Source organism: Bifidobacterium sp. LH_416 (genome assembly GCF_056357055.1).
On the sequence record NZ_JBKEVJ010000001.1, the window covers coordinates 789,474 to 812,934 of the forward strand.

General features: G+C 56.3%; 23 protein-coding genes and 2 tRNA genes. 4 read left to right on the plus strand and 21 right to left on the minus strand.

Translation table 11 applies throughout. The features are described 5' to 3' along the window. Window positions 1-3: 3 nt before the first annotated feature. From AC1AY0_RS03460 to AC1AY0_RS03500, 9 genes are all read right to left on the minus strand, one after another. Entirely contained in the window at window positions 4-879 is an 876-nt protein-coding gene (locus AC1AY0_RS03460; protein ID WP_476522927.1) for an ABC transporter permease, read from the minus strand. Next, entirely contained in the window at window positions 876-1,808 is a 933-nt protein-coding gene (locus AC1AY0_RS03465; RefSeq protein ID WP_476522928.1) for an ABC transporter permease, read from the minus strand. The genes AC1AY0_RS03460 and AC1AY0_RS03465 overlap by 4 nt, the downstream gene beginning before the upstream one ends. 119 nt (window positions 1,809-1,927) lie before the next feature. Continuing rightward, window positions 1,928-3,091 (minus strand): ABC transporter substrate-binding protein, encoded by a 1,164-nt coding sequence (locus AC1AY0_RS03470; RefSeq protein ID WP_476522929.1) that lies wholly within the window; start codon window positions 3,089-3,091, stop codon window positions 1,928-1,930. Window positions 3,092-3,345: 254 nt separating this feature from the next. Next, on the minus strand, window positions 3,346-4,542 hold the full coding sequence (locus AC1AY0_RS03475; protein WP_476522930.1) for a D-alanine--D-alanine ligase family protein: 1,197 nt from the start codon (window positions 4,540-4,542) through the stop codon (window positions 3,346-3,348). Between the two features lie 64 nt (window positions 4,543-4,606). After that, window positions 4,607-5,608, minus strand: coding sequence for an NAD(P)H-dependent glycerol-3-phosphate dehydrogenase (locus tag AC1AY0_RS03480; RefSeq protein WP_476522931.1), 1,002 nt, complete (start codon window positions 5,606-5,608; stop codon window positions 4,607-4,609). Between the two features lie 140 nt (window positions 5,609-5,748). Continuing rightward, on the minus strand, window positions 5,749-6,675 hold the full coding sequence (locus AC1AY0_RS03485; RefSeq protein ID WP_476522932.1) for a lysophospholipid acyltransferase family protein: 927 nt from the start codon (window positions 6,673-6,675) through the stop codon (window positions 5,749-5,751). Between the two features lie 57 nt (window positions 6,676-6,732). Continuing rightward, a complete protein-coding gene (locus tag AC1AY0_RS03490; RefSeq protein WP_476522933.1) occupies window positions 6,733-7,122 on the minus strand; it encodes a Rid family detoxifying hydrolase in 390 nt (129 codons plus the stop codon). A gap of 122 nt (window positions 7,123-7,244) precedes the next feature. Further along, a complete protein-coding gene (locus AC1AY0_RS03495; protein ID WP_476522934.1) occupies window positions 7,245-8,186 on the minus strand; it encodes a glycerophosphodiester phosphodiesterase family protein in 942 nt (313 codons plus the stop codon). 231 nt (window positions 8,187-8,417) lie between these two features. Then, window positions 8,418-8,490 (minus strand) — tRNA-Arg (locus tag AC1AY0_RS03500). Window positions 8,491-8,586: 96 nt separating this feature from the next. On the opposite strand from AC1AY0_RS03500, the gene AC1AY0_RS03505 reads away from it, so the two are divergent. Beyond that, a complete protein-coding gene (locus AC1AY0_RS03505; RefSeq protein WP_476522935.1) occupies window positions 8,587-9,213 on the plus strand; it encodes a CYTH domain-containing protein in 627 nt (208 codons plus the stop codon). Between the two features lie 6 nt (window positions 9,214-9,219). On the opposite strand, the gene AC1AY0_RS03510 is transcribed toward AC1AY0_RS03505, so the two are convergent. The 3 genes from AC1AY0_RS03510 to AC1AY0_RS03520 all read right to left on the minus strand — a co-directional run bounded on the left by AC1AY0_RS03510 (window position 9,220) and on the right by AC1AY0_RS03520 (window position 12,603). Further along, entirely contained in the window at window positions 9,220-10,188 is a 969-nt protein-coding gene (locus AC1AY0_RS03510; protein ID WP_476522936.1) for a tetratricopeptide repeat protein, read from the minus strand. 244 nt (window positions 10,189-10,432) lie between these two features. Further along, window positions 10,433-11,446, minus strand: coding sequence for a DUF8094 domain-containing protein (locus AC1AY0_RS03515; RefSeq protein ID WP_476522937.1), 1,014 nt, complete (start codon window positions 11,444-11,446; stop codon window positions 10,433-10,435). Next, complete coding sequence (locus AC1AY0_RS03520; protein ID WP_476525958.1) at window positions 11,443-12,603, minus strand: hypothetical protein; 1,161 nt, start codon at window positions 12,601-12,603, stop codon at window positions 11,443-11,445. The genes AC1AY0_RS03515 and AC1AY0_RS03520 overlap by 4 nt, the downstream gene beginning before the upstream one ends. Before the next feature lie 230 nt (window positions 12,604-12,833). Here AC1AY0_RS03520 and AC1AY0_RS03525 point away from each other — a divergent pair, with 230 nt between their 5' ends. Continuing rightward, window positions 12,834-13,790, plus strand: a complete 957-nt coding sequence (locus AC1AY0_RS03525) for an FKBP-type peptidyl-prolyl cis-trans isomerase (RefSeq protein WP_101625618.1) — start codon at window positions 12,834-12,836, stop codon at window positions 13,788-13,790. A gap of 85 nt (window positions 13,791-13,875) precedes the next feature. Next, window positions 13,876-14,589, plus strand: a complete 714-nt coding sequence (nucS, locus tag AC1AY0_RS03530; RefSeq protein WP_033890617.1) for an endonuclease NucS — start codon at window positions 13,876-13,878, stop codon at window positions 14,587-14,589. 94 nt (window positions 14,590-14,683) lie between these two features. Here the strand turns inward: nucS and AC1AY0_RS03535 are convergent, their stop codons facing one another. From AC1AY0_RS03535 to AC1AY0_RS03575, 9 genes are all read right to left on the minus strand, one after another. Next, on the minus strand, window positions 14,684-14,980 hold the full coding sequence (locus AC1AY0_RS03535) for a F0F1 ATP synthase subunit epsilon (protein WP_033890619.1): 297 nt from the start codon (window positions 14,978-14,980) through the stop codon (window positions 14,684-14,686). Further along, window positions 14,980-16,467, minus strand: a complete 1,488-nt coding sequence (gene atpD, locus AC1AY0_RS03540; protein WP_033890620.1) for a F0F1 ATP synthase subunit beta — start codon at window positions 16,465-16,467, stop codon at window positions 14,980-14,982. Before atpD ends, AC1AY0_RS03535 begins: the two co-directional genes overlap by 1 nt. 9 nt (window positions 16,468-16,476) lie before the next feature. Beyond that, complete coding sequence (locus tag AC1AY0_RS03545; protein WP_033890621.1) at window positions 16,477-17,397, minus strand: F0F1 ATP synthase subunit gamma; 921 nt, start codon at window positions 17,395-17,397, stop codon at window positions 16,477-16,479. A gap of 3 nt (window positions 17,398-17,400) precedes the next feature. Further along, the gene (gene atpA, locus AC1AY0_RS03550; protein WP_101625617.1) at window positions 17,401-19,029 is read right to left on the minus strand and encodes a F0F1 ATP synthase subunit alpha; all 1,629 of its coding nucleotides are present in this window, start codon (window positions 19,027-19,029) and stop codon (window positions 17,401-17,403) included. 81 nt (window positions 19,030-19,110) lie between these two features. Then, window positions 19,111-19,941, minus strand: coding sequence for a F0F1 ATP synthase subunit delta (locus AC1AY0_RS03555; RefSeq protein ID WP_033890623.1), 831 nt, complete (start codon window positions 19,939-19,941; stop codon window positions 19,111-19,113). A gap of 46 nt (window positions 19,942-19,987) precedes the next feature. Further along, window positions 19,988-20,506, minus strand: coding sequence for a F0F1 ATP synthase subunit B (locus AC1AY0_RS03560; RefSeq protein ID WP_033890624.1), 519 nt, complete (start codon window positions 20,504-20,506; stop codon window positions 19,988-19,990). Window positions 20,507-20,600: 94 nt separating this feature from the next. Continuing rightward, window positions 20,601-20,831, minus strand: a complete 231-nt coding sequence (atpE, locus tag AC1AY0_RS03565) for an ATP synthase F0 subunit C (RefSeq protein WP_033890625.1) — start codon at window positions 20,829-20,831, stop codon at window positions 20,601-20,603. Window positions 20,832-20,920: 89 nt separating this feature from the next. Continuing rightward, entirely contained in the window at window positions 20,921-21,730 is an 810-nt protein-coding gene (gene atpB, locus AC1AY0_RS03570; RefSeq protein WP_033890627.1) for a F0F1 ATP synthase subunit A, read from the minus strand. 373 nt (window positions 21,731-22,103) lie between these two features. Continuing rightward, window positions 22,104-23,144 (minus strand): homoserine O-succinyltransferase, encoded by a 1,041-nt coding sequence (locus tag AC1AY0_RS03575; protein ID WP_476525813.1) that lies wholly within the window; start codon window positions 23,142-23,144, stop codon window positions 22,104-22,106. A 205-nt stretch (window positions 23,145-23,349) separates the two neighbouring features. Here AC1AY0_RS03575 and AC1AY0_RS03580 point away from each other — a divergent pair. Beyond that, a tRNA-Met gene (locus tag AC1AY0_RS03580) sits at window positions 23,350-23,423 on the plus strand. Window positions 23,424-23,461 lie beyond the last annotated feature (38 nt).

Below are 23,461 nucleotides of genomic sequence, written 5' to 3' on the forward strand. Positions count from 1 at the left end.
GGTTTACTTACCTTCCTTTGATTTGCGCATCGCGTCGGAAATCAAATCGAGCGCAACGAGCAGCACCACGCCGAAGAGCAGAGCAAGCAGCGACATGGCAGTAGAGATTTGAGAATTGGACTGGCCGAGCTGGTAGAGCGCGACCTGGAGGTTCATACGGCCAAGCAGCGAGGCGACAGTGTATTCGCCCAGCACCACGGCGATAGAGATGAAGGATGCCGAAAGAATGGACTGCCACAGGTTCGGGATAATCACACGGAAGAACACCTTGGGCCATGAAGCACCCAATGAACGAGAGGCTTCCACCAAGGTCTTGACGTCGATGGAGTTCAGGCCCACGGCAATCGCGCGGAAGGCGAACGGCATTACCAGAATCACGTAAGCGAAGCACAGCCAAATCGGGTTGGTGCTCAACACATCGGCAGACAGCCAACGGTAAATCGGCCCCAGGCCTACCACAAGCACGATGGCCGGAATGGTCAACGGCAGCGTAGCAACCCATTCAATAGCGCGCTCCAAAGCCTTGGAGCGAATGTGCACAATCACCATGGTCGGCACCATAAGCAGCAGCATGATCACCACAGTGACCACACACAGAGCAAGCGACGTGCCAAGGCCCTGCCACAGCACGGTCAGATCAGCGCCCAAGGATTCGCCGTTACCGGTGAAAATCGCAACCCATGGAGCCAGCGACCAGCGTCCAGACAGCGGGTGACGCAGCGTGAAGACAAGCATGGCCAGCAACGGCACGAACAGGAACGCCAGAGTCACAAACAGAATCACAAACTTGATGATGCTCTGCTTGCGAACGCGGGCGGCGCGCAGCTGCGGCGGCTTGGTTTCAGCGGAAGTTTCGGTAGTTACAGAAGTTTCAGTCACTGCCAACGTCCAGCCCTCTTTTCTACAGCGTGGCTCAGCAGCATCACAATGGCCACAACCACGATCATGGCGAATGCCAGCACCTGGGCGAAGCCCTGCTGGTTGGCATCCATTTCGTTACGCATAGCGCCCTGAATCATCAACGGCACCAGAATCGAACGCTGAGAGAACAGCGCGGCCGCAGTGGCGTAGGCGGAGAATGCGGAAGCAAACAGCAGCAGGAATGCGGAAATGAAGCGAGGCGTCAGAATCGGCAGCGCCACACGAGTCCAGTACTGGAACGTGTTGCCGCCCAAGGATTCGCAGGCCTCACGCCACTGCGGGCGAATGGAATCCACAGCAGGCAGGAAGATGATAATCATCAGCGGAATCTGGAAGTAGCAGTACACGGTCACCAGGCCAGGCAGTGAGCTCAACCAGTTGGGGTTGACCGTGAATCCAGTCAGGGTTTTGATCAGCATCGTACCGATACCGTTAATGCCGATAGTGGCGATGAATGCGAACGCAAGCATCACGCCACCGAACTGGGCCAGTACCGAAGAAATAGCGGAAACCAGTCGGCGCAACAGTCCATTCGGCTTGGCACCAATCACCAGCGCGTATGAGGCAAGGCCACCCACCACTGCGCCAATCACCGAGGAAGCAATAGAAACCAGAATCGAGGTGACGAATGCGGAGATGGTGTTCGGCGCGAACAGATTATTGAAGTTTGCAAGCGTAAATGCACCGTTGCGATCCTGGAACGCACCGATGATCACAATCACCGTTGGAGCCAGCAGGAAGCATGCAGTGTAGGCGAAGAACGGCAGGGTGACGGCAAAAGTGCCGAGTTCCTGACGATGCTTGGCCAGCGTGGAAGAAGCGGAAGTAGCGGATGGACCAGTAGCCTTGGAGGCAGCAGGCCCATTCTGTGCAATTGCGGCAGTCATAGATAATGCCTTTGCTTTCACAATGCTCGACTCCCCTCAGTCAGCTGCGCTAATCATTCAACTATGCTGACAGCTCCCCTCGTGAAGAGGGGAGCCGAGAGAGGAGTCAAACGTTAGACTCAGTTGCCGATGGTCTTGTCCCAGTTGTTCTGGAGCCATTCGGTGATGCGGTTGGCATCATCGTTGGAGTAGGAAACCGGAGTACCTTCGATGGTGATGGCATCCTTCAGCGTGGCTTGGTCAACAGTGCCATCCTGCTTCATGGAGTCGAGCAGCACCGGGTTTGCACCACCCTTGAACCACAGGTTCTGAGCTTCAGCGGTGTACAGGTACTCTTCCCAGAGGCGAGCGGCGGCCGGGTGCGGAGCATCCTTGTTGATGGCCTGGTTGTAGTAGCTGACAACCTGAGCCTTCGGGAAGGTCTTGTACTCCCAGTTCACACCCTTGGACTTGAGGTCCTTCTTGTAGGAAGCCTGGTTGTAGGTCCAGTCGAACACCACACCGGTCTGGCCGGAGTCGATGGTGCCGTTGGTCACGTCAACGGTGGTCAGGTTGCCGGCGTTCTTCAGCTTGACGAAGAAGTCAAGGCCAGGCTGCAGGTTGTTGATGTCGCCGCCAGCGAGCTGGTTGACCATCAGGTAGCCGTTGAAGGCTGCGCCAGCCTCAGCAGGCTTACCGTTCAGAGCCACAGTGCCAGCGAACTTCGGATCGAGCAGGTCGTCAAGCTTGGTGATCTCACCGTACTTGTCCTTGTTCCAGCCCACGGACATGATGCCGGTGTAGTCAGCGTAGTAAGCGCCGTTGGCGTCCTTGTTGGCATCCGGAATCTTGTCCCAAGCCTGGACCTTGTACGGAGCGAAGGAGTCGGTGGAGGTGGCGGCGATGGACTGGCCAACGTCGAACACGTCAGGAGCAGCGTCGGTGCCCTTGTTGGTCTTGGCAGCGTCGAGCTCTTCCTTGGAGGAAGCGTTCGGGTTGAGCTCGGTGATCTTGATCTTCGGGTACTTCTTCTTGAAGGTGCTGATGACTTCGCCGTAGTTGGACCAATCGTGCGGCAGAGCGATGACGTTCAGAGCGCCTTCTTCTTCAGCGGCCTTGACCAGGTCATCCATGGTGCCGAAGTCGGAGAGGGAGGTGGCCTTGGCGGACTTCTCGTTCACCGTTACAGCCTTGCCGGTGGAACCGTTGCCATCGGAGGAAGCATTGGAGGAGCCGCAGGCGGCCATAGAGAATGCGAGTACGGCCGCAACCGAAGCAACCGCAATCTTACGCAGGTTATTCATGTTCTTCTTTTTCCTTCTATTCATCAGGATTGTCAGGAAACGAACATAAGCGCCCATAATGTACCGACATTAGCCTTGAGATGAACATCGTTCATCATTTGAAGTACAGCTGCTGAACAAAAGAAAACTAAAAGTGAACTAGTGACAGTTGGTGATGATGTGTCAATGATGGAATCCCGAAAATTTAAGCCACTGACGGTCTGCCAGTGGCTTAATTTCACGAGATTAGGACTTTTCTCGAAATTTTAGGACGCTTAGCGCAGCACGCCTTCGATAAGACGAGTGATGAGCTCGGTGTAGCTCACTCCGGTGGCTTCCCATGCCTTGGGGTACATGGAAATCGGCGTGAAGCCCGGCATGGTGTTGATTTCGTTAACCATCACCGTACCGTCCGGAGTCACGAAGGTATCCACTCGGCTCAGGCCGGCACCATCTACAGCCTTGAACGCACGGCGGGCCACGTCACGCACATCTTCAAGCACGCTAACCGGCAGGTTAGCCGGCACTTCCACATGGCTTGCGGATGCATCCATGTACTTGGAATCGAAGTCATAGAACTGATCATCATCCTGATGATCGAGCACAATCTCACCCGGCCAGCTTGCCTCAGGCTCTTCACCAGCCTTCGGGCACAGCACTGCACATTCGATTTCACGGCCATCGATACCCTGCTCGATGAGCACCTTCCAGTCGTGCTCGCCAGCAGTGGCTACTGCGGCAGCCAGCTTATCCTGCTGAGTTTCGCGATCGTCAGCCTGCTCAACCTTGGTTACACCAAAGCTGGAGCCAGCACGAGATGGCTTGACGAACAGCGGGTAAGCCAATCCTGCGGCCTCAATCTGATCCAGCACATCGGACGCAGTGAAGTTGCGAGCATCCACCATAATGCCCGGAGCTGTAGGAATGCCAGCAGCGTTAAGCACAATCTTGGTGTAGTGCTTATCCATGCAAGCGGCGGAAGCAAAGACGCCACAGCCCACGTACGGCACACCCATCATTTCCAGCAGACCCTGCACAGTACCGTCTTCGCCATAAGGGCCATGCAGAATCGGCAGTACAGCATCGACATGACCAAGAGAAGTCAGTACATGATGCATTTCCGGATCATTGAGGCTCACAAAGCTGGTGCCAAAACCGGCATCGCCACTGTTGGCGCTGCTCAAATGCTCCGGCTCACCAGCAAAGAAGCCATCCTTGCCACGGGAGGGATCAATCATCACAGGGCGGGATTCCGGCGTGATCTTCACCGTCGGCAGTTCGCCGCCGTCCAGTGCCCATCCGCGCGGATCCTCACCGTTCACAATCCACTTGCCGTCTTTGGTGATGCCGACCGGAATCGGCTCAAAACGTTCGGTATCCAATGCGTTGAGCACACCAGCAGTGGAGATGCACGAAATAGAATGCTCGTCCGCGCGACCGCCGTACAGGACCACAATACGCTTCTTGGCCATAACCATCCTTTGAATAACTACTTGAGATTACTCGTGACTATTAGCGAATCAACCTACTGGTAGCCTACTCGGCTGTGATCTCACGACCAAACAATCCAGATAACATTTCCGCACAAGAAATGCCTTCGTTGAGTACGCGGCTCATCTGGTAGGCCAGCGGAGTCGGCACGCCAAGCTCCTTGCCAAGCGCCACAACAGCGTCAGTGGTGGGCACGCCTTCAGCAACACCATTGCTCACCTTGGTGGCTTCTTCCACGCTCATGCCCTTACCGAGGTTGGAACCGAACGTGTAGTTGCGGGACAATGGCGAGCCGCAGGTGGCGATCAAATCGCCCACGCCAGCAAGACCAGCGAACGTCTTCGGATCGGCGCCAGCAGCAGCACCGAGCGCAGTCAGCTCCGCGAGGCCGCGGGTTTCAATCATGGCTGCAGTGTTTTCGCCATAGCCGGCGCCACGAGCCATGCCCACAGCGAGCGCGGTCACGTTCTTCAGACTGCCGCACATTTCCAGACCGATAACATCATTGGTCACAAACGGCTTGAAATAGCTGGTAGTGCAGGTTTCGGCAACCTTCTTGGCATTGTCAAGGTTTGCACAACCCACCACGGTGGCTGCAGGGTGGCGGTCAGCGATTTCCTTAGAAAGATTCGGGCCGGAGATAGCAGCGAAACGCTCGGCTGGCAGATCAAGGGCTTCACGCACCACTTCATCCATGCGCTTGTTGGTCTTGCGCTCAATGCCCTTCATCAGGCTCACCACAATGGCGTTCTCAGGAATCAGACCCTTGAATTCAGTCAGTGCCACGCGAGCGAACTGGGCGGCAATGGCTACCACAATGATTTCAGCGTCTTTGACGGCTTCAGCGCGATCGCTGGTAGCGGTCATGTTGCTCGGCAACTGCTCAACGGATGGCAGTCGGACCGCATTGCGGTGATGATCGCGAATACCTTCCACGATTTCTGGCTCAATAGCCCACATAGTCACATCGTTGCCGGCGTCGGCCAACACCTGGCCGAAGGCGGTACCCCATGCTCCTGCACCAAGAACCGTTACTTTTTTACCCATACTATTGTTCCTCCGTTTATTGCATGGAGTACCCTCGGCTCCCCTTGTCAGGGGAGCTGCCATCGACAGATGACTGAGGGGTAGTTACTCGCTGTGCACTGTTATACAGCATTTGGCTGTATTGACGCTATTCCCTATGCCTACTCCACTTGGCCAGCTGGGAAAGGGCCACCAGCTTCTGGCCATGGTTTGCGAGACATGCTGCGGTAATCCCAGTAGCCTTCGGCAGGGAACTGCTCGCCGCGAATCTCCGCCAAAACCGTATTCATGCGCTTCAGTACACGCCACATCAGCTCATTAACCAGCTCGGCAGGAGGCTCTTCGCCCCAAGAATCCATATCCGTGAGCAGATCGGAGTAATCAAGCTGCTGGTCATAGCACATGACCACATTCTTGCGCGGCCATGGCCACCAGTGGTTAATCGAAGCCGCACCCCACGTTACCGCTGGGAACAACGGCACCTGATGCCCGAGTCGACGAGAAGATTCCAGTGCGATATAAGCCGCACCTTCCTTGATGCTCATCACCCATTTCTTCGGATCACGAGTCACTGTACCCTCCGGCCAGACCGTGAGCGGACGGCCAGAAGTCAGAATATCGATAGAGGTTTCCTCAATTTGCTTAGCTTTGCCCGAATGGCGCTGCACCGGCTGCATACCGACTAATTGGAACCATTTGCCAATCAATGGCCACTTTGCCATCTCAGCTTTGGCCATATACCGCGGACGGCGACCCATATGAAACAGGCTTGCCATTGGCACGAATACATCAAACATCGTTACATGGCTAGCGGCAGTAATAAATGGACCGTCTTCGGGCACGCGGTCAAGCCCCCAGGCACGCGTTTTGCAACTGGCGTTGAACACTACATCCACACCAGTGAGCAGACGCTTAGTGGCTTTAGGATTCTGCGCATTGATTTCTTCGATTTTGGCTTTGCGATTCGGGCCGGTGGGGAAATCATGCATGGGATCAACAAGCTCATGCGTTTTCGCTAGCGTAGCGACTTGTGCGTCAGATAGTGGGCTGACCGCAGAACGCGGTGACGGTTTTCCTTTGGATGCCATGCCCACTATTGTTGCACGCCCCGGGCCCGAAGCCGAGCCCGGAACTCATAATCATTGTTACAGCGCTGCGATGGCGTCGATTTCTACGAGAGCACCCTTAGGAATCATGTTGTTGCCGAATGCCACACGAGCCGGCTTCACCGAGCCAATGAACACTTCGGCATAACGAGCATCCACTTCCTTGAAGTCTTCAACGTTCTTCAGGTAGATGGTTGCGCGCACCACATGCTCAATGCCCGTACCAGCCGTATCGAGAATATGCTTGATGTTCTTCAGTGCCTGAGCAGCCTGCTCACCAGCGGTTTTGCCAGCCAGCTCACCGGTAGCCGGATCAATGCCCAGCTGACCGGACACGAACACAAAACCGTTCGCCTTGACTGCTTGGCTGTATGCGCCCAGAGCGGCCGGCGCCTCAGAAGTAGCTACTGCTTCCATCTTTTCACTCATGATGAGTCCTCTCGTTGACTATGCCGATTATGGAGCAGTTTAATTGCTTCTGCTATACCCGCGATCGTCGATGCCCGCCATACGGCCATGCCACGGCGAACATCGGCAATCACCAGAGAAACTTAGCGCCACACCGGATGAGGCATACCTGATTCGGTTTCGCCGGCGTGCATGGTAATTGCAAAGCGGCCAGCAAGCTTGCGTACGCTCTTAGCGCTGGAACCCAGCACACCATCCGCACCCATTTTCAGGCACCGGCCGCCTTCCGCGTAGTTGCCGCTCACACCAGCATAAATAGGAACATTGTCGCGGCTAGCGCGTTGCACAACAGCATTATCCATGCGATCGCCACGCATCACCACAAAGCTCGCATCCTGCGGCCAGCCTACTTCCGGATGCCCAGCCGGGCTTACGCATTTGCCGATCTGCCAGTCAGGATGCAGTTTGCGCATATCTTGAATCGCGTCATCGTTCACAGCCATAACCATCACCCGGTCAGCAAAATCACGCTGTTCAATCACCTTTGCAACTGCATGGGTGAGTTCAGGAGCACCTGCAGAGCCAGTCTTCAAATCAAGCAACAAACCCAGATGATCATTGGCATGCTGCGCGGCCATAATGGCTTCATCCAATGTAGGCACATGGAAGTTCTCATCGTGCTGACGCATAATCATATGCTGCAATTCGTGGGTGTGCAGCGAGCTCACCGGCACATTGCTCCCATCGGCGGCAAGACGGCCGGTCAGTCGATCATGGAATACCACGGGCACACCATCGGCATCCAAACGCACATCGATTTCAGCGTAATCAGCGCCATTTGCACCAGCATTCGCAATAGCATGTGTGGAATTCTCAGGCGCTGAATCATCGCCCCTATGAGCAATAGCAAGCGGCTGCACCTGCCAGCTGCCCAGTCCGTCCTGTTCCTTGCGACGCGTACGAATTGCGGACATCATGCCTACGCCAAGTACCAAAGCCAACGACAGCGCCAGAATCAGAATCTGCGCAATCCAACGCCGATTCATACGCTGAGTCAATCCTCGAAAACCGCCGAATCCCGCCATCTTGCACCTCCATCAATGGCATCCGGACATGCGCTATTGCGCGTATCAATACCACCTTCATTATGTGATGAAAAGCCAGTCTCAACGCCGGCTTTCATGGCAAACTCATGGTTATCTCAGGGAAATCTCAGGGTATGGATTTGGCTGCAATAATGCACAAATCAACCATGCGCAAACAAGCAGAAAGTCCTGCCTCTGCGCAAGAGATATGCAAAGACAGGACCTTATTCGTGGGCTCGAAGGGGTTCGAACCCTCGACCTTCTGTTCCGGAGACAGACGCTCTATCCACTGAGCTACGAACCCGAACAAACTCATTACTGTACACCACGCAGCGGCCAGACTCCACAATATGCAAGCCAGTTCCCCAGCAATCGTGCGCGTTCGCTCTACAATGGGGCTATGTCGGAACTTACAGATGACTTCGAATACGAACGCCGGTTCTTCTGCCGCGAGCTGCCGGCAGAATATGACGACGGCGATACGCCTACGCTCATCATCCAAAGCTATTATGTGCACGCCGACAATTACGCATTACGCATACGCCTGGCTTCGCATACGCTGCACCTTGATATGACGCCAGATGTTGATCCGCTTGATGTTCTCGAACAGTACCGTGAGCGTTTCACCGAAGCCTATGTGACAGTTAAAGGTCCGTCCGTAGGCGGTACGCGATACGAAGTAGAACGCGAAATCGATACGCGTATCGCCGCGGAATTAGTTAAACGCGGCGGCGAAGTGATTATTAAGAATCGTTACTCCGTATGGATTGCCGAAGATGGCTGGAGTATTGACGTGTTCGGCGGCGCTAATGCACCGCTCGTGGTGGCCGAAGCTGAACGTTCAGGGCCTGTAACGAATCTTACGATTCCGAAATTCTGCATTACTGAAATTACCGATCAACCCCGTTTTAACAATGACGGGCTTGCTGCGCGACCATTCAACGAGTGGGCCTCCGATTTCGAGGCCGAACTCGCTGAAAACGGCCCGCAATTCCAGCCATACTTCGGCAAAAACCGTATGGTGTAACTACTTCTAGTACATCAGCGTGGCAAGGCGGCGACGAGCGCGCTTGAGTCGCTCATCGGTCGGCTCAGGAATAGCGAAGTATTCGAGCAGACGCTTACGTACTGGCTCGATATCGGCCTTGTGGCCGGCAGCGAGGAAGTCCAGCAAACGGTCGAAAGCATCCTGAATCTGGCCGCCAATCATGTCAATATCAGCCACGGCCAGCTGTGCTTCCACATCATCGGGAGCGGCAGCTGCGGCGGCTCGTACTTCACGTACATTGGCCTGACCCGAGCGAGCCAACAGCAGTGCCTTCGCGCGTTCACGAGCGGCCAGAGTATCTCCCGGATTCATTTCCAATACACGGCTATATTCAGCTGCCGCGCCGGCATAATCGCCTTCTTCGGCCAGACGATGTGCCTCGGCATGCTCAGGCGGCACCTGAGCAGCGGCACCAGCTGCGCCAGCACTCTTGGCGGCATCAGAATCCGGATCGCCGGAATAGGGAGCAGTACCACTTACACCGGCTTGGGCTGCGGCCTGAATAATCTTCGGAATCACTTCGTCGCACAGCTGCTTGAGTTCATCGTCGCCGGGCAATCCCTGCAGCAACGGCATCGGACGGCCGCCAATCAATGCGAACAAAGCCGGCGCACCGGTAACCTGCAATGCCTGTGCAATGGATGGATTGGAAGCGATATCAATACGAGACAGCTGAATCTTGCCGTCCAAAGTGTTCACTGCGTCGCCCAGTGCACGTGCCATCGGGAAGAGACGATCATCGGTCGGCACCCACAGCAGCATCAAAATCGGGAAGGTCGCAGACGTCTGCACCATGGCCTGGAAGGTGTTCTCATTGGTGTCGATTACATAGCCGCCAGCTGCAGGAGCGCCACCAGCTTGACCCGGTTCAGCTTTTACCTGATGCTTCAACGCTTCCAAATCGACAGCACCTGCCAAAGACACTCCAGGATTGAACTGCTGCTGATCAGCCATACTTTGCCTCCACATATGCACGCGGCGTATGCAATGCGCCTAACTCAAGCGCATACACCGCATATAACAAAACGATGCTGGAACTGATTGTAGTTCCAGCATCGAAATTGAGCGATGATTCGCTCTCCACTCAGCGATAGGCGGACAGAACACGAGCGGCTATGCCGCCGCTGTATTCCATCAACTACCCCTCAGACCCGCTTTGCGGGCCAGCTCCCCTGACAAGGGGAGCCAAAAGTTGCCGTTACAGTGCCTCAACCTTTACGGGCTGTCGGTCAGCACCTACGGCAGTGATCTGTGCACCGTCGCCAGCCTGCGGAATATACAGGGCCACCACATTCACATACGTGACCTTCATCGTGCTGGTGTATTGGTCGCTGTTATAGAGAATCTTTTCGTCATCGGAAGCCGGCTGCGATTCACGGCCGTCGCCGGCTTGGCGCGTCCATACAGAATCGATACGGCCCACAACCAGATCACCGCCGTCAGCCGTACGCATAATCCACATCTGATCCGGCACTGCAGTAAACGTCTGCTCCTGGGTACCGTTGTTGCGTGCGATGCCTTCCTGAACGGTGCTGGTCAACGTGGCAATGCGCTGACGCAGCATATCGTCGGTGAAGGTCGATGCGTACTTGCTGTCCGAGCCGTTCTGCAGCACGTCAGCATATTGCGTCAGCGCTTCAGTAGGCGTAGTTACCAGACCCTCATCTTTGGCGGTTCCCATCTGAGAGCCGGAAGTAGGCACTTCGAACTTCGGCATGCTCACACCGTCAAACAGGCGGGCCATAGCCACCAGTTTGTAGTTTTCGCGTGCACTGTTCTGATCCAGTACCAGCAGACGCTGCGATTGCTGGTCTTCAGTGGTCGTAGTAATCGTGAACACCGAGCGAGGCCAGCCATCATCCGTAGGAATCACTACCTGAGCGATATCCTTCGGAATTGTGGCGTATTTGTTCATACTGCCGCTCTTTTGAGCGATAGTTACCTGGCTCGTACGAATTTCAAGCTGCGGGCCGCCCATCACCGCTTTGTATCCATCGGCAGAGCGCGCTTCATCAGCCTGATCCAATGTTTTCAGGATCTTGGTACGAATCTTCTTTTCCTGCGCCTCAGTCAAATCTGGAGTGGCTTTGGAAGAAGTTGAAGCAGTTACGGTTGGCAGCTGACCTTCGCATGCGCCTAGGGGCAGAACCAAAGCCACGATTGCGGTGGCAGCTACGCCAAGTCTTTTCAGATTATTCCAGCGTTTGCTCATCGGTTCCCCTCCTCTGCTTCAAACTGTTGGCCATCAGACTGTTGATTATCGCCGGAATCATCACCGCTACCGGCACCGGCTGCAGCCTCATTAGCGTTCTGTACTTCCTGAGCCAAGCGCGCGAAGTAGGCTTGCAATTCATCGTTTGTAATAACCGAAGTCGCTTCATCATCAGGAGCGCTGAACGTTGTTTCCGCTGCAGCATCAGACGAAGCAGCACCAGATTCGGCTACCGACTCAGTACCCAACACCTCTGCCGCAGAAATAGGCTCCCCGCCAGCAGCCTGCTGATCGGCAACCAAATTGCGAGCAGCCGGATCAATAATCACCGGAGATTCGACCGGTGATTCCTGAGCCTCAACCACAGACTTACCGCCACGGCGATGTGCTGCATGACGATGACGCTTACGAGCCGGCACAGAATCAGGCAACTTAGCGCCAATAAGACCCTGCTCGGCACGTTCAGCGAACGACAGATCAGTATGAATAGTGGCCTTGCCTTCCACCACGCGCTTGCGGCGCTTATGCGGCGGCATGGCGAACACGGAAGCGCACAGCACAGCCACTACAGCCAGCAAGCCACCAGACAGATAGAACGGCATAGCAAAATCAGGAACCTGCGAGCGAACCCATCGCATCGACACATCCGCGCCCCTGCTGCCGCCACCTTGGCCGAGATCAATAATCGCCATGGTGGAGTCGCTGGTTTTCGTGCTGGTCAGCGTCACGCTGCTCTTGCCACATTTAACCTGAGACCACATGTCTGAATCCTTGAATGCAACAGCATCCGACTCATCAGGAGCTGCAGTCTGGCTCGTGGACTTACCTTGCTGTGTGGCAAGTGTGGACCACGAAGCCAATCCGGTAATGCGCTGGTATGACGTTTCAGAGGCCACCCAACCGGCCACGTCTTTTGCGGAGCCCAGCGCCACGCAAGCCTGCGTTGAGGAAGAAGCCGGGTTTACCGTCACCGTGACGGTTTGGTCCAGCAAAGGCAGCACACCAGGATCGGTCACAATATAACGCGAACCGGTAATGGTGGAGGTAGCCGTAATCTGCGAGGACGGCTTCCATATCGTGGCGTTCAAAATCCCCAACACCACGGACGCCACAGCCAGCAGGCCGAAAATCGGCGTCACAATACCGCGCATGATCATGGCATGACGAGTCGGACGCGCGGCACGCTTGGGCTCGCCGTCCTTGTTCTCTCTGGAGTCGCTCACAGCGGAATCATGCTCCACGGAGTCGTTCTTCAGAGGATCGATGACGTCCTGATCAGGACTCATGGTCTGTTCTTGAGCACTCATAACGTCACCATTCTACAATCTTCACCTGTCTATTACCTTAGAACGCGAAAAATCAGGGTTTGCCGGTACTGTGGTATGCCATGCGTAAGTCTTACTTCCAACCCTTGCTCAAAGCCGCCGCTTTGGCATGCTCGCTGGTCATGTGTGTATCGCTGGCCGCTTGCTCCAGCTCTTCCTCTTCTTCTTCCGATTCCAAGGATTCTTCGAAGTCTTCCGCCAATCAGATTGCTGGCGTAACCGCTAAGGGCAAGCTTGGCGAAAAGCCGACCATCTCCTTCAATACTCCGATGACAGTGTCTGATGGCTCTTATGTAGTGCTGCAAAAGGGCGATGGAGACACTATTGAAGATGGCGACCGCGTCTGCGCTCAGGGCATTGCTCTTAATGTCAAGGACGGCACCGAGCTGATGGACACCTGGACCAAGAACACTCCGGATTGCTCGCTTAAGGTGGATTCCTCCACGCTCTCCTCCACCTACTACAACCAGATCAAGGGTGCCAAGATCAACACCACTATCGGTTTCGGCGTCAATGATTCCGATTCTTCCGGCTACTCCTATATTCTGGCGATGACCTTCGTCTCCAAGTCCAAGGATCTTGAGAAGGCCACCGGCGAGGAGGTCAAGGATGTGCCCGCCAATCTGCCGAAGGTGACTCGCGCCAAGAACGGCCAGCCTTCGATTGATATGAATGGTCAGGGTTCCGTGGATTCGTTGATTTCCCAGACGCTGATCAAGGGTTCCGGCAAGGAGTTGACCGATAAGAACACTGTGGTGGTCAAGTACACTGGCTGGCTTACCGATGGCACCCAGTTCGATTCCTCCTGGACCAAGAACACCACCATTGATGCTGATCTGTACTCTGGTGGTCAGCACACGGTAATCACCGGCTGGCAGAAGGGTTTGATTGGTCAGACCGTTGGCTCTCAGGTGCTGCTGGTGATTCCGCCAGATGATGGCTACGGTACTTCTGCTCAGAGTTCGATTCCCGCGAATTCTACACTGGTGTTCGTCATCGATATTCTCGCTGCGTACTGATTGCTGTAATCGTTCTGCAGTCTTTTGACTTTGGGCTCCCTTAACGGGAGCCCTTTTGTTATGGATTACGTTACAGTGGGTGCCTATGCGCATTATTGTTGCCGACTGCTCGGCCGAATATTCCGGCCGACTCAACGCCACACTTCCGCTGGCCAAACGTGTACTGTTGATTAAGGCTGATTCAAGCCTGCTGATTTTCTCTGAGTTGGGCTCCTATAAACCGCTCAACTGGATGACCGCGCCATGCACGATCAAGGAAATTGTGCCGGATACGCAGGATGTGCAAGAGGCCGGAGACGAACAAAAGGTTGCCGAGAAAGTGCTTCGCGTCACTGCGGATAAGGGCTCGGATGTTTTGGAAGTCACGCTGAATCATGTCTATTCCGACCAAACCTATGATTTAGGCGAAGACCCAGGCCTGATCAAAGATGGTGTGGAGGATCATTTGCAGCGTTATCTTGCCGAGCAGATCGAGCGCATCGGCAAGGGTGCGAAGCTGGTGCGTCGCGAATACCCAACTGCTATTGGCCCGGTGGATATTATGGCCATCAATGCTGAGGGTGAGCATGTGGCCGTGGAAATCAAGCGTCACGGCGGTATTGACGGCGTTGAGCAACTGACCCGTTACTGCGAACTGCTCAATCGTGACCCGCTGCTGGCCCCTGTGCATGGCATCTTCGCCGCGCAAACCATCACACCGCAGGCCCAGGTCTTGGCCAAGGATCGCGGTTTCACCTGTCTGATTCTTGACTATGACGATATGAAAGGCACCGAAGACGATTCGCTGCGTTTGTTCTAACGCGGCTAACGTGGCTGTTCCAACATGAAAGAGGGGCTTTCTCTGATGGTTCAGAGAAAGCCCCTCTTTACGCTATGTCGCGCTAGCTGCGAGCTCAGTCCTCCGTGCTGGAGTACTGCACGTCACGGCCGCGCTCGACCGCCACGGTGAGCTTGTTCGAGTCGAAGGAGATGAATCCGTCTGTCACCTCGAACATATGGCGATTGCCATCGGGCTCAACCACGGTGAGCGTACCCTGCTTGATTACCGTGAGCACAGGCTCGTGATCCGGCAGGATACCCATGCCGCCCTCAGAGGCGGGAATGGTCACGCTGGATGCTTCGCCGTGCCACACAGGATGGTCGGCAGCGACGATGTTCACCTTCATCGTGGTCTTTTCCGATTCAGCCATCACTCACCCAGTTCCTTCTGCATGTTGTGCCACTTCTCTTCGAGATCGTCGATGCCGCCGATGCCGGAGAATGCCTGCTCAGGAACGTCGTCGTACACGCCGTCGCAGATGCGGGTGAAGGCTTCGATGGTCTCATCGGCCGGCACGTAGGAACCCGGACGACCGGTGAACTTCTCAGCCACGTAGAAGTTCTGGCCAAGGAACTGCTCGATACGACGAGCACGGTTCACAGTGGTCTTATCTTCCTCGGAGAGCTCGTCGATACCGATCAGGGCGATGATGTCCTGCAGCTCCTTGTTACGCTGCAGAATGGCCTTGACGCGGTTGGCGCACTCGTAGTGAGCCTGGCCCACGTAACGCGGATCGAGGATTCGCGAGGTGGAGCTCAGCGGGTCCACTGCCGGGTAGATACCCTTGGAAGCAATGTCACGAGAAAGCTCGGTGGTTGCATCCAAGTGAGCGAAGGTCGTGGCCGGGGCCGGGTCGGTGTAATCATCGGCCGGCACGTAGATGGCCTGCAGCGAGGTGATGGAGTGGCCTCGCGTAGAGGTGATGCGCTCCTGCAGAGCACCCATCTCATCGGCCAGGTTCGGCTGGTAACCCACAGCGGAAGGCATACGGCCCAGCAGCGTGGACACCTCGGAACCTGCCTGCGTGAAGCGGAAGATGTTATCGATGAACAGCAGCACGTCCTGGTTCTGCACGTCACGGAAGTACTCTGCCATAGTCAGTGCGGTCAGCGGCACGCGCAGACGGGTACCCGGCTGCTCATCCATCTGACCGAAGACCAGAGCGGTCTTCTCAAGCACGCCAGCCTCGTCCATTTCGCCAATCAGATCGTTACCCTCACGGGTACGCTCGCCGACGCCTGCGAACACGGACACACCGCCGTGGTTCTGGGCCACGCGCTGAATCATTTCCTGAATCAGCACGGTCTTGCCCACGCCTGCACCACCGAACAGACCGATCTTGCCGCCCTGCACGTACGGGGTCAGCAGGTCGATGACCTTAATACCAGTCTCGAACATCTGGGTCTTGGATTCCAGCTGATCGAATGCCGGCGGGTTGCGGTGGATAGGCCAGCGCTCGGTAACGGTGATCTGCTCATCCGGCTTCTTGTTGAGGATGTTGCCGGACACGTCGAAAACGTGGCCCTTGGTCACATCGCCGACCGGCACGGAAATCGGAGCACCGGTGTCGTACACAGCGGCGCCGCGCACCAGGCCGTCAGTCGGCTTCAGTGCCACGCAGCGCACGGTGGAGTCACCGAGGTGCTGTTCGACCTCGAGAGTGATCTCGGTCGCCTTGGCCTCGCCTTCCTCCTTGGCGCCCGTGTTGACGATGGTCACATGGAGGGCGTTGTAGATGTCGGGCATATGGCCGACCGGAAACTCAACGTCGATAACCGAACCCTGGACTCGGGTGACGCGTCCGTGAATCGGCTCGCCGTTGGTCTCGGAAGCCACAGTGGTCTGATTCTCAGCCATAGTGCGTTCCTACTCTTCCTTTGTGTTCAGTGCATCAGCACTGCCGATGATTTCGGTAAGTTCCTGCGTGATCGAGGCCTGACGCGAAGCATTGAGCTTACGAGTAAGGTCGTCGACCAGATTGCGTGCGTTGTCCGTTGCCGTGTGCATGGCGTTCTGACGGCTTGCAGTCTCAGAGGCCGCAGCAGTCAGCAAGCATTCGTGGATACGAGACTGAATGTACTTCGGCAGAATTGCGTCCAGTACTTCGTCCAGGCTCGGCTCGAAGGCGTACAGCGGAGGAATATCCTCTGATGCCTTCTCATCCTCCGGATCGGGGACCTTGGCTTCGTTCCCCACGATTTCCACGGGCAGCATGCGCAGCACACGCACCTTCTGAACCACCATGTTGATGAATTCGGTGAAGACGATGTAGAGCTCGGAAACTCCACCCTTCTCAGCCGGCTTCATGTAGGCGTCCATCAGTGTGTTGGAGATCGTCTCGGCGATCTCGACGCCGGGCTGATCGGTGTCGCCCTCCCATGTGGCCGCCACGTCACGGTTGCGGTACTTGTAGTACGTCGAACCACGACGGCCGTACACGAACAGCTCCGGCTGCTTGCCATCCGCCTCAAGGCGGGCCAGCAGCGATTCCGTTTCACGGATAATCGAAGAGGTGTACGGGCCGGCCATGCCACGATCCGAGGTGAGGGCGAGGACAGCCACGCGAGGGTTGTCCTCGTCCTTCACAGCGATCGGATGCGTGATATGGGTATGCGCCACCAATGCTTGCACGGCATCGAAAATCGCATCGGTGTACGGCTTCGCGTTCAGGGCCACATCGCGGGCCTTGGCGATATGCGAAGACGCGATCATCTCCTGAGCGTTGAAGATCTTCTCCAACGACTCAGTGGAGTGGATGCGTGATTTCAATGCGAGTTGCGAGCCCATGGCTTACTTCTCTCCCGCCACGATCTTTTCCTGTTCGACCGGAGCGGCCTTGGAAGTGTCAGGCTTCTTGTCGACCAGCGGCTTACCGCTGGAGGTCACGAAGGTGGCACGGAAGGCATCCACAGCCTTGCCGAGGGCAGCCTCGGTATCGGCGGTGAAGTCCTCGGTCTCGCGGATGGTCTTGAGGATATCGGTGTTGTGGTCGAGGTAGTCCAGCAGACCCTGCTCGAACGGGAGCACGTCCTTCAGCTCGAGATCGTCGAGCTTGCCGTGGGTACCAGTCCACACGGAGACGACTTCCTGTTCCATCGAGTACGGGTGGAACTGCGGCTGCTTCAACAGCTCGGTCAGGTGAGCACCACGGGTCAGCTGAGCCTTGGATGCCGCATCCAGATCGGAGGCGAACATGGCGAAGGATTCCAGCGAGCGGTACTGCGCCAGGGAGATCTTCAGCGTACCGGAGACCTTCTTCAGTGCCTTGGTCTGTGCAGCGCCACCGACTCGGGAGACGGAGATACCGACGTCCACAGCAGGACGCTGGTTGGCGTTGAACAGGTCGGACTGCAGGAAGATCTGACCGTCGGTGATGGAGATCACGTTGGTCGGGATGTAGGCAGACACATCGTTTGCCTTGGTCTCGACGATCGGCAGACCCGTCATCGAGCCACCACCGAGGTCATCGGAGACCTTGGCGCAGCGTTCGAGCAGACGGGAGTGCAGGTAGAACACATCACCCGGGTAAGCTTCACGCCCCGGCGGACGACGAAGCAGCAGGGAAATCGAACGATAGGCTTCAGCCTGCTTCGACAAATCGTCGAAGACGATGAGCACATGCTTGCCGTTGTACATCCAGTGCTGGCCGATGGCGGAACCGGTGTACGGTGCAATGTACTTGAAGCCTGCGGAATCGGAAGCCGGGGAGGCCACGATGGTGGTGTACTCCATAGCGCCGGCATCTTCCAGGCTCTGCTTCACCGATGCGATGGTGGAGCCCTTCTGGCCCACGGCCACGTAGATGCAGCGCACCTGCTTCTTCGGGTCGCCGGATTCCCAGTTAGCCTTCTGGTTGATGATGGTATCGATCGCGATGGCGGTCTTACCGGTCTGGCGGTCGCCGATGATGAGCTGGCGCTGGCCACGACCGATTGGGGTCATTGCGTCGATGGCCTTGAGGCCGGTGGACAGCGGCTCGTCGACCGGATGGCGGTGCATCACGTCCGGAGCCTGGGCTTCGAGGATGCGGCGGCCTTCGCTCTTGATCTCGCCGAGGCCGTCGATCGGCTTGCCCAGCGGGTCCACGACGCGGCCGAGGTAGCCGTCGCCGACAGGCACGGAGAGCACTTCGCCGGTACGGCGCACTTCCTGGCCTTCCTCAATTCCAGCGAAATCGCCGAGGATAACCACGCCGATCTCACGGGCGTCAAGGTTGAACGCCAGGCCGAGCGTGCCGTCTTCGAACGTCAGCAGCTCATTGGCCATGCAACCAGGCAACCCCGTCACGTGGGCAATGCCATCGCCTGCCGTGGCGACATATCCCACTTCCTGGGTGGGGGTGTCGCTCGGCTGGTAGGACGACACGAAGTCATCCAAGGCCTTGCGAATCGAGGCGGGATCGATGGTCAGTTCTGCCATGATCACTCCTTCTATTGGTTATTGTTCAGTCAAGTCTTTGCTTGTGTTCCGCTGCGCGGAGGGTGCTGATGCACCGACCACTCAGTTAGTGCCCGCTTTCACGGTGCGGTTCAGATGCTGCAGCTGGGCTACCACGGTGTTATCCGTGACTTCATCGCCCACCTGAATGCGCATACCGCCCAGCACGCTCGGATCCACCACAGAATTGATGTGCACCGGACGTCCGGCCTTGGCCGAATAGACCTTGGTCAGGCGTTCGATCTGCTCATCCTTCAACGGGGTTGCGGTGGTCACTGTGACCATCGATTCGCCCATATGGCGGGAGAACTTGTTGATGAGCCACTGGATGGTTTCCAAGTAGCGGCGGCGACGCAGGTTGCACGTAGCGTGTTCGGCGAGCCTCATCGTGATTTTGTTCAGTCCCTTACCGTCGAAGATTTCACGGAAGAGCTTTACACGAGAATCACTGGAAGCTTGATCGTCATACAGCTTGGCGCGCACAACCGGCAGGGTCAGCAAGGCCGAATGCAGCTGCGAGAGTTCGATGGACACCTGCAACGTGGCGTCGGTGGCGTCAGCGTAGTACATCATGGCGTCCACACCGAAGTCCTCCACTGCGTTGGCGATATCCCGAGCGCGGCTCCAACGGCGGGCAACCAGATCGGTCATAATCTCCACCGTCATCGGATGAGCTTCGCCCTTGAACAGTTCGTTCAGTACTGCGACCTTATCCGCTTGGGGGCGGGAGGGATCAGTCAGCGCACGCTCCAACGCAATGTTGTGATCGAGCACGCTGGTGATCTTGAACAGTTCATTGCCGATTCGCCATGCATCCTCACGGGTGTCACGCAGCTTCGGGGCCAGCGAATCACGCGACTCGCGGTCTGCAATACGAGATGCCTCTCCTCGCATGGTCACCTCCCTTTCTGGTTACGGATGTTCCTGACGATGTTCACGGTCACTTCTTGGCGTCCAGGTCTGCGATCATGGAGTCAATCATCGAGGACTGCACATCGCTGTCCTGGAGCTTGGCACCAAGAATCTTGCCGGCCAGAGCGGTGGCCAGAGCGCCGACCTCGCCCTTGAGCGAGACCATAGCCTGCTGCTGCTGGGATTCCAGCGAACGCTGAGCGTTGGCGGTAATCTGAGCGGCATCGGCTTCCGCACGGGCACGAGCATCGGCAACGATATGCGATGCCTCGGCGCGGGCGTCGTCACGAATCTTGGCGGCTTCCACGCGGGCGTTGCTCAGCTGGCTCTCGTACTTGGCCTTGGCTTCAGCAGCTTCCTTCTGAGCCTGTTCAGCCTTGGCGATACCGCCCTCAATCTTGGCGGTACGCTCATCGAAAATGGCCTGGAACTTCGGCATGAAGAACTTGTAGAAGAACACCGCGATGATGGCCAGAATAACCAGCGACCATACGATGTCGTAGACCTCGGGGATGAACAGGTTAATACCGTTTTCCGCTAAAGTCATTGCCGTTCTCCTTTCATAGCTTCATTTCCGTTTGCGATTGCTTTCTTGCGTTGCCACCGATCGGCTTGCACCGTGCGATAGGCAACGGCCACAATCACTGGAAGATGAAGCCGGCCACCAGTCCGAGGAGGGCCAGAATCTCGACGAATGCCAGGCCCAGGAACATCAGGGTCTGCAGACGGCCGCCGAGCTCAGGCTGACGAGCGGTACCTTCGATGGTCTTGCCAATCAGAATGCCCAGACCGATGCCAGGGCCGATGGCGGCAAGGCCGTAACCGATTGCGTTGAGATTACCAGCGACCTCAGCGAGGGTGATGATATCCATGGGTTTTTCCTTTCTGGTTTTTCTTCTGTAACGAAGGAAATCTTGAAAATCTTTAAGGGGTACCGGTGATTGGGGCCGAAGTCCTCAAATCACTCGGTTTCCGGGTAGCTCATGTTGATGTATGCGGTGGTCAGCATGGCGAAGATGAATGCTTGCAGTGCTGCGACCAAGATCTCGAACAGGGTCATAATCAGGCCTGCGGCAAGCGTGCCGACGCCGAGGATGGACCACAGCTTGTTCGGGATTTCGATAAGGAACCACTGGGTGGCGGCAAGGCACACGCCAACGGTGATGTGGCCGGAGACCATGTTGGCGAAGAGTCGCAGGGTCAGGGAGACCGGGCGAATCACCAGAAGCTCCAAAATCTGAATCGGGGTCAGCAGGATGTAGATCGGAGCGGGCACGCCCTTCGGGAAGAGCTCATCCTTCAAGAAGGAACCGAGACCCTTCTCGCGGATGCCAGCGATCCAGTACTGGCAGAAGCACCAGCCAGCGAAGACCAACGGCATGGTGATGGTAGCGGTGGCTGCAATGTTGAAGCCAGGGATGATGCCGCACAGGTTGAACACCAGAATGGTGAAGAACATGGTGGTAATCATCGGCAGGTAGCGCTGACCGCGCTCCTTGCCCATCACCTGGTAGACGATCTGGTCACGCACAAATTCGATGACCCATTCCACGGCACCCTGCCAGCGGCCAGGAATCAGCTTGGCTCGTGCGGCGGAGATGCCGAGGATGACCAGCATGATTACCGTGGCGATGATGCGCACCATGATGATGCGGTTCATCGCAAACGGGGTTCCTGGGAAGATGATCTGTGGAAGAAGGAAGTCGTTAACGGTCGGGAATTTCGGACCGTCTGCGGCCAAAGCTAACCCGTTCAAAAGGGCTTCGTTCATTCTCACGCCTCCTGCTTCTTCAATGTCAGGTGTCAGTTTAGACCAGCGGGACGCGCAAATGTGACGTATTGGTTACTTCCGCTCCCCGCTCCGGGGCCTGCCGTGCGGGGACAGGAGTCGACGCTGCGGCATTCGACTCCGAATGACTGAAAGGTGATTATTGGCCTGACTTGGGACAAAGTCAACGGCATTCGGGCGTGTCCGCCATCGCCCTTACTGCCATAAGGGTTTTATCATTTCGTTATGTTCCGATTCCCTATTAGACGTTTGCTCTGGAGCTGCCGAATTTCGTTTATTTAAGCGTCCAAATAATGAACATCACTACGTCCGCGGAGCGGTCACATAACGACACGAATACCCTAGAGCAGGCCCATCAACCCCGTTGAATCACGCCGTAGCCGTCATGCAGGAATGGCTCGAAGTTGTCCTTGCGTGGACCTCCCGGCAAATGCCGAATCGAGCGATCGGTGCCGAGCTTCTTCTCTTTCCTCAGCTCCGGGACCTCGGTCAGGTCATATGGCGTGGTCTGATACACCCAGTTCAGCCAGTTGCGCCACAACAGATTGCCGTGGGCACGCCAGCTGAACAGCGGTTCCAAAGACGGGTCATCATGAGGGAAGTAGTTCTTCGGGAACGGCACGTTGGTCATGCCCTTGGCCATATCGCGCTCATACTCTTCAGCAAGCGTGTATTTGCCGTACTCCCAATGCCCCAGCGCGAACACTTCGGAAAAGTCACGCGTAGCCACTAGACCCGGGCCGGACTGCGGCCCCCAGGTCAGCACTTGAAGCTCCTGCTTCTTCAGCGCCAAATCAGCCTCGTTTACGCCAGCCAGGCGCGAATGCGGCTGCAAAGCGATTTCATCAAAACCATTAGTCAAGAAGCAGTACTCATCCTGCAGATATTGCGGGAACACACCGAAGATCTTTTGCGGATAGTCCACCTTGCGCACACCATAGCGGTAATACAGCGCGCCCATTGCGCCCCAGCACAGGTACATGGTGGAGAACACATGGGTGGAGGCCCAATCAAGAATGGTCTTGAACTCCTCCCAATAGTCCACTTCCTCGAACGGCATATGTTCCACCGGAGCACCGGTAACCACAAAACCGTCATAGTAATTGTCTTTGAACGCATCCAATGTTTCGTAGAACTTCACCAGATGGTCGGCGGACACATGCGTGGCCTCATGCGTGGAGGTTTTCATAAAGTCAATCTCCACCTGCAATGGGCTTTTGGAGATGAGCCTCAACAGCTGCGTTTCGGTCTCAATCTTCTTGGGCATCAAATTCAGGATTACCAGTTTGAGCGGGCGTACGCGCTGACGCTCCGCTTCGGGCTTCTCGAGAGCAAAGATGCGCTCGGAGTCGAGGATGGCTCGGGCCGGCAGGCCGCTGGGAATCTTGATAGGCATGTCTTCATTATGGTCTTGTTCCGGATATGTTGCACTCCCGAGACGCCTCTAATGCCATGCAGAACACATAGATTGCGGTTATAACGCACTATAAACATTATGAATTCCCCGACACCAGTAATGCGACACGCCGAAGAAATGCATTCATGTTGACAATATTTGATTCATCAGTAAATTAGGTAGAGCTGTCTGAAAGACAAGCCGACGCGGGGTGGAGCAGCTCGGTAGCTCGCTGGGCTCATAACCCAGAGGTCACAGGTTCAAATCCTGTCCCCGCTACTGCGGGCGGAGGCCGTCACGATTATTCGTGGCGGCCT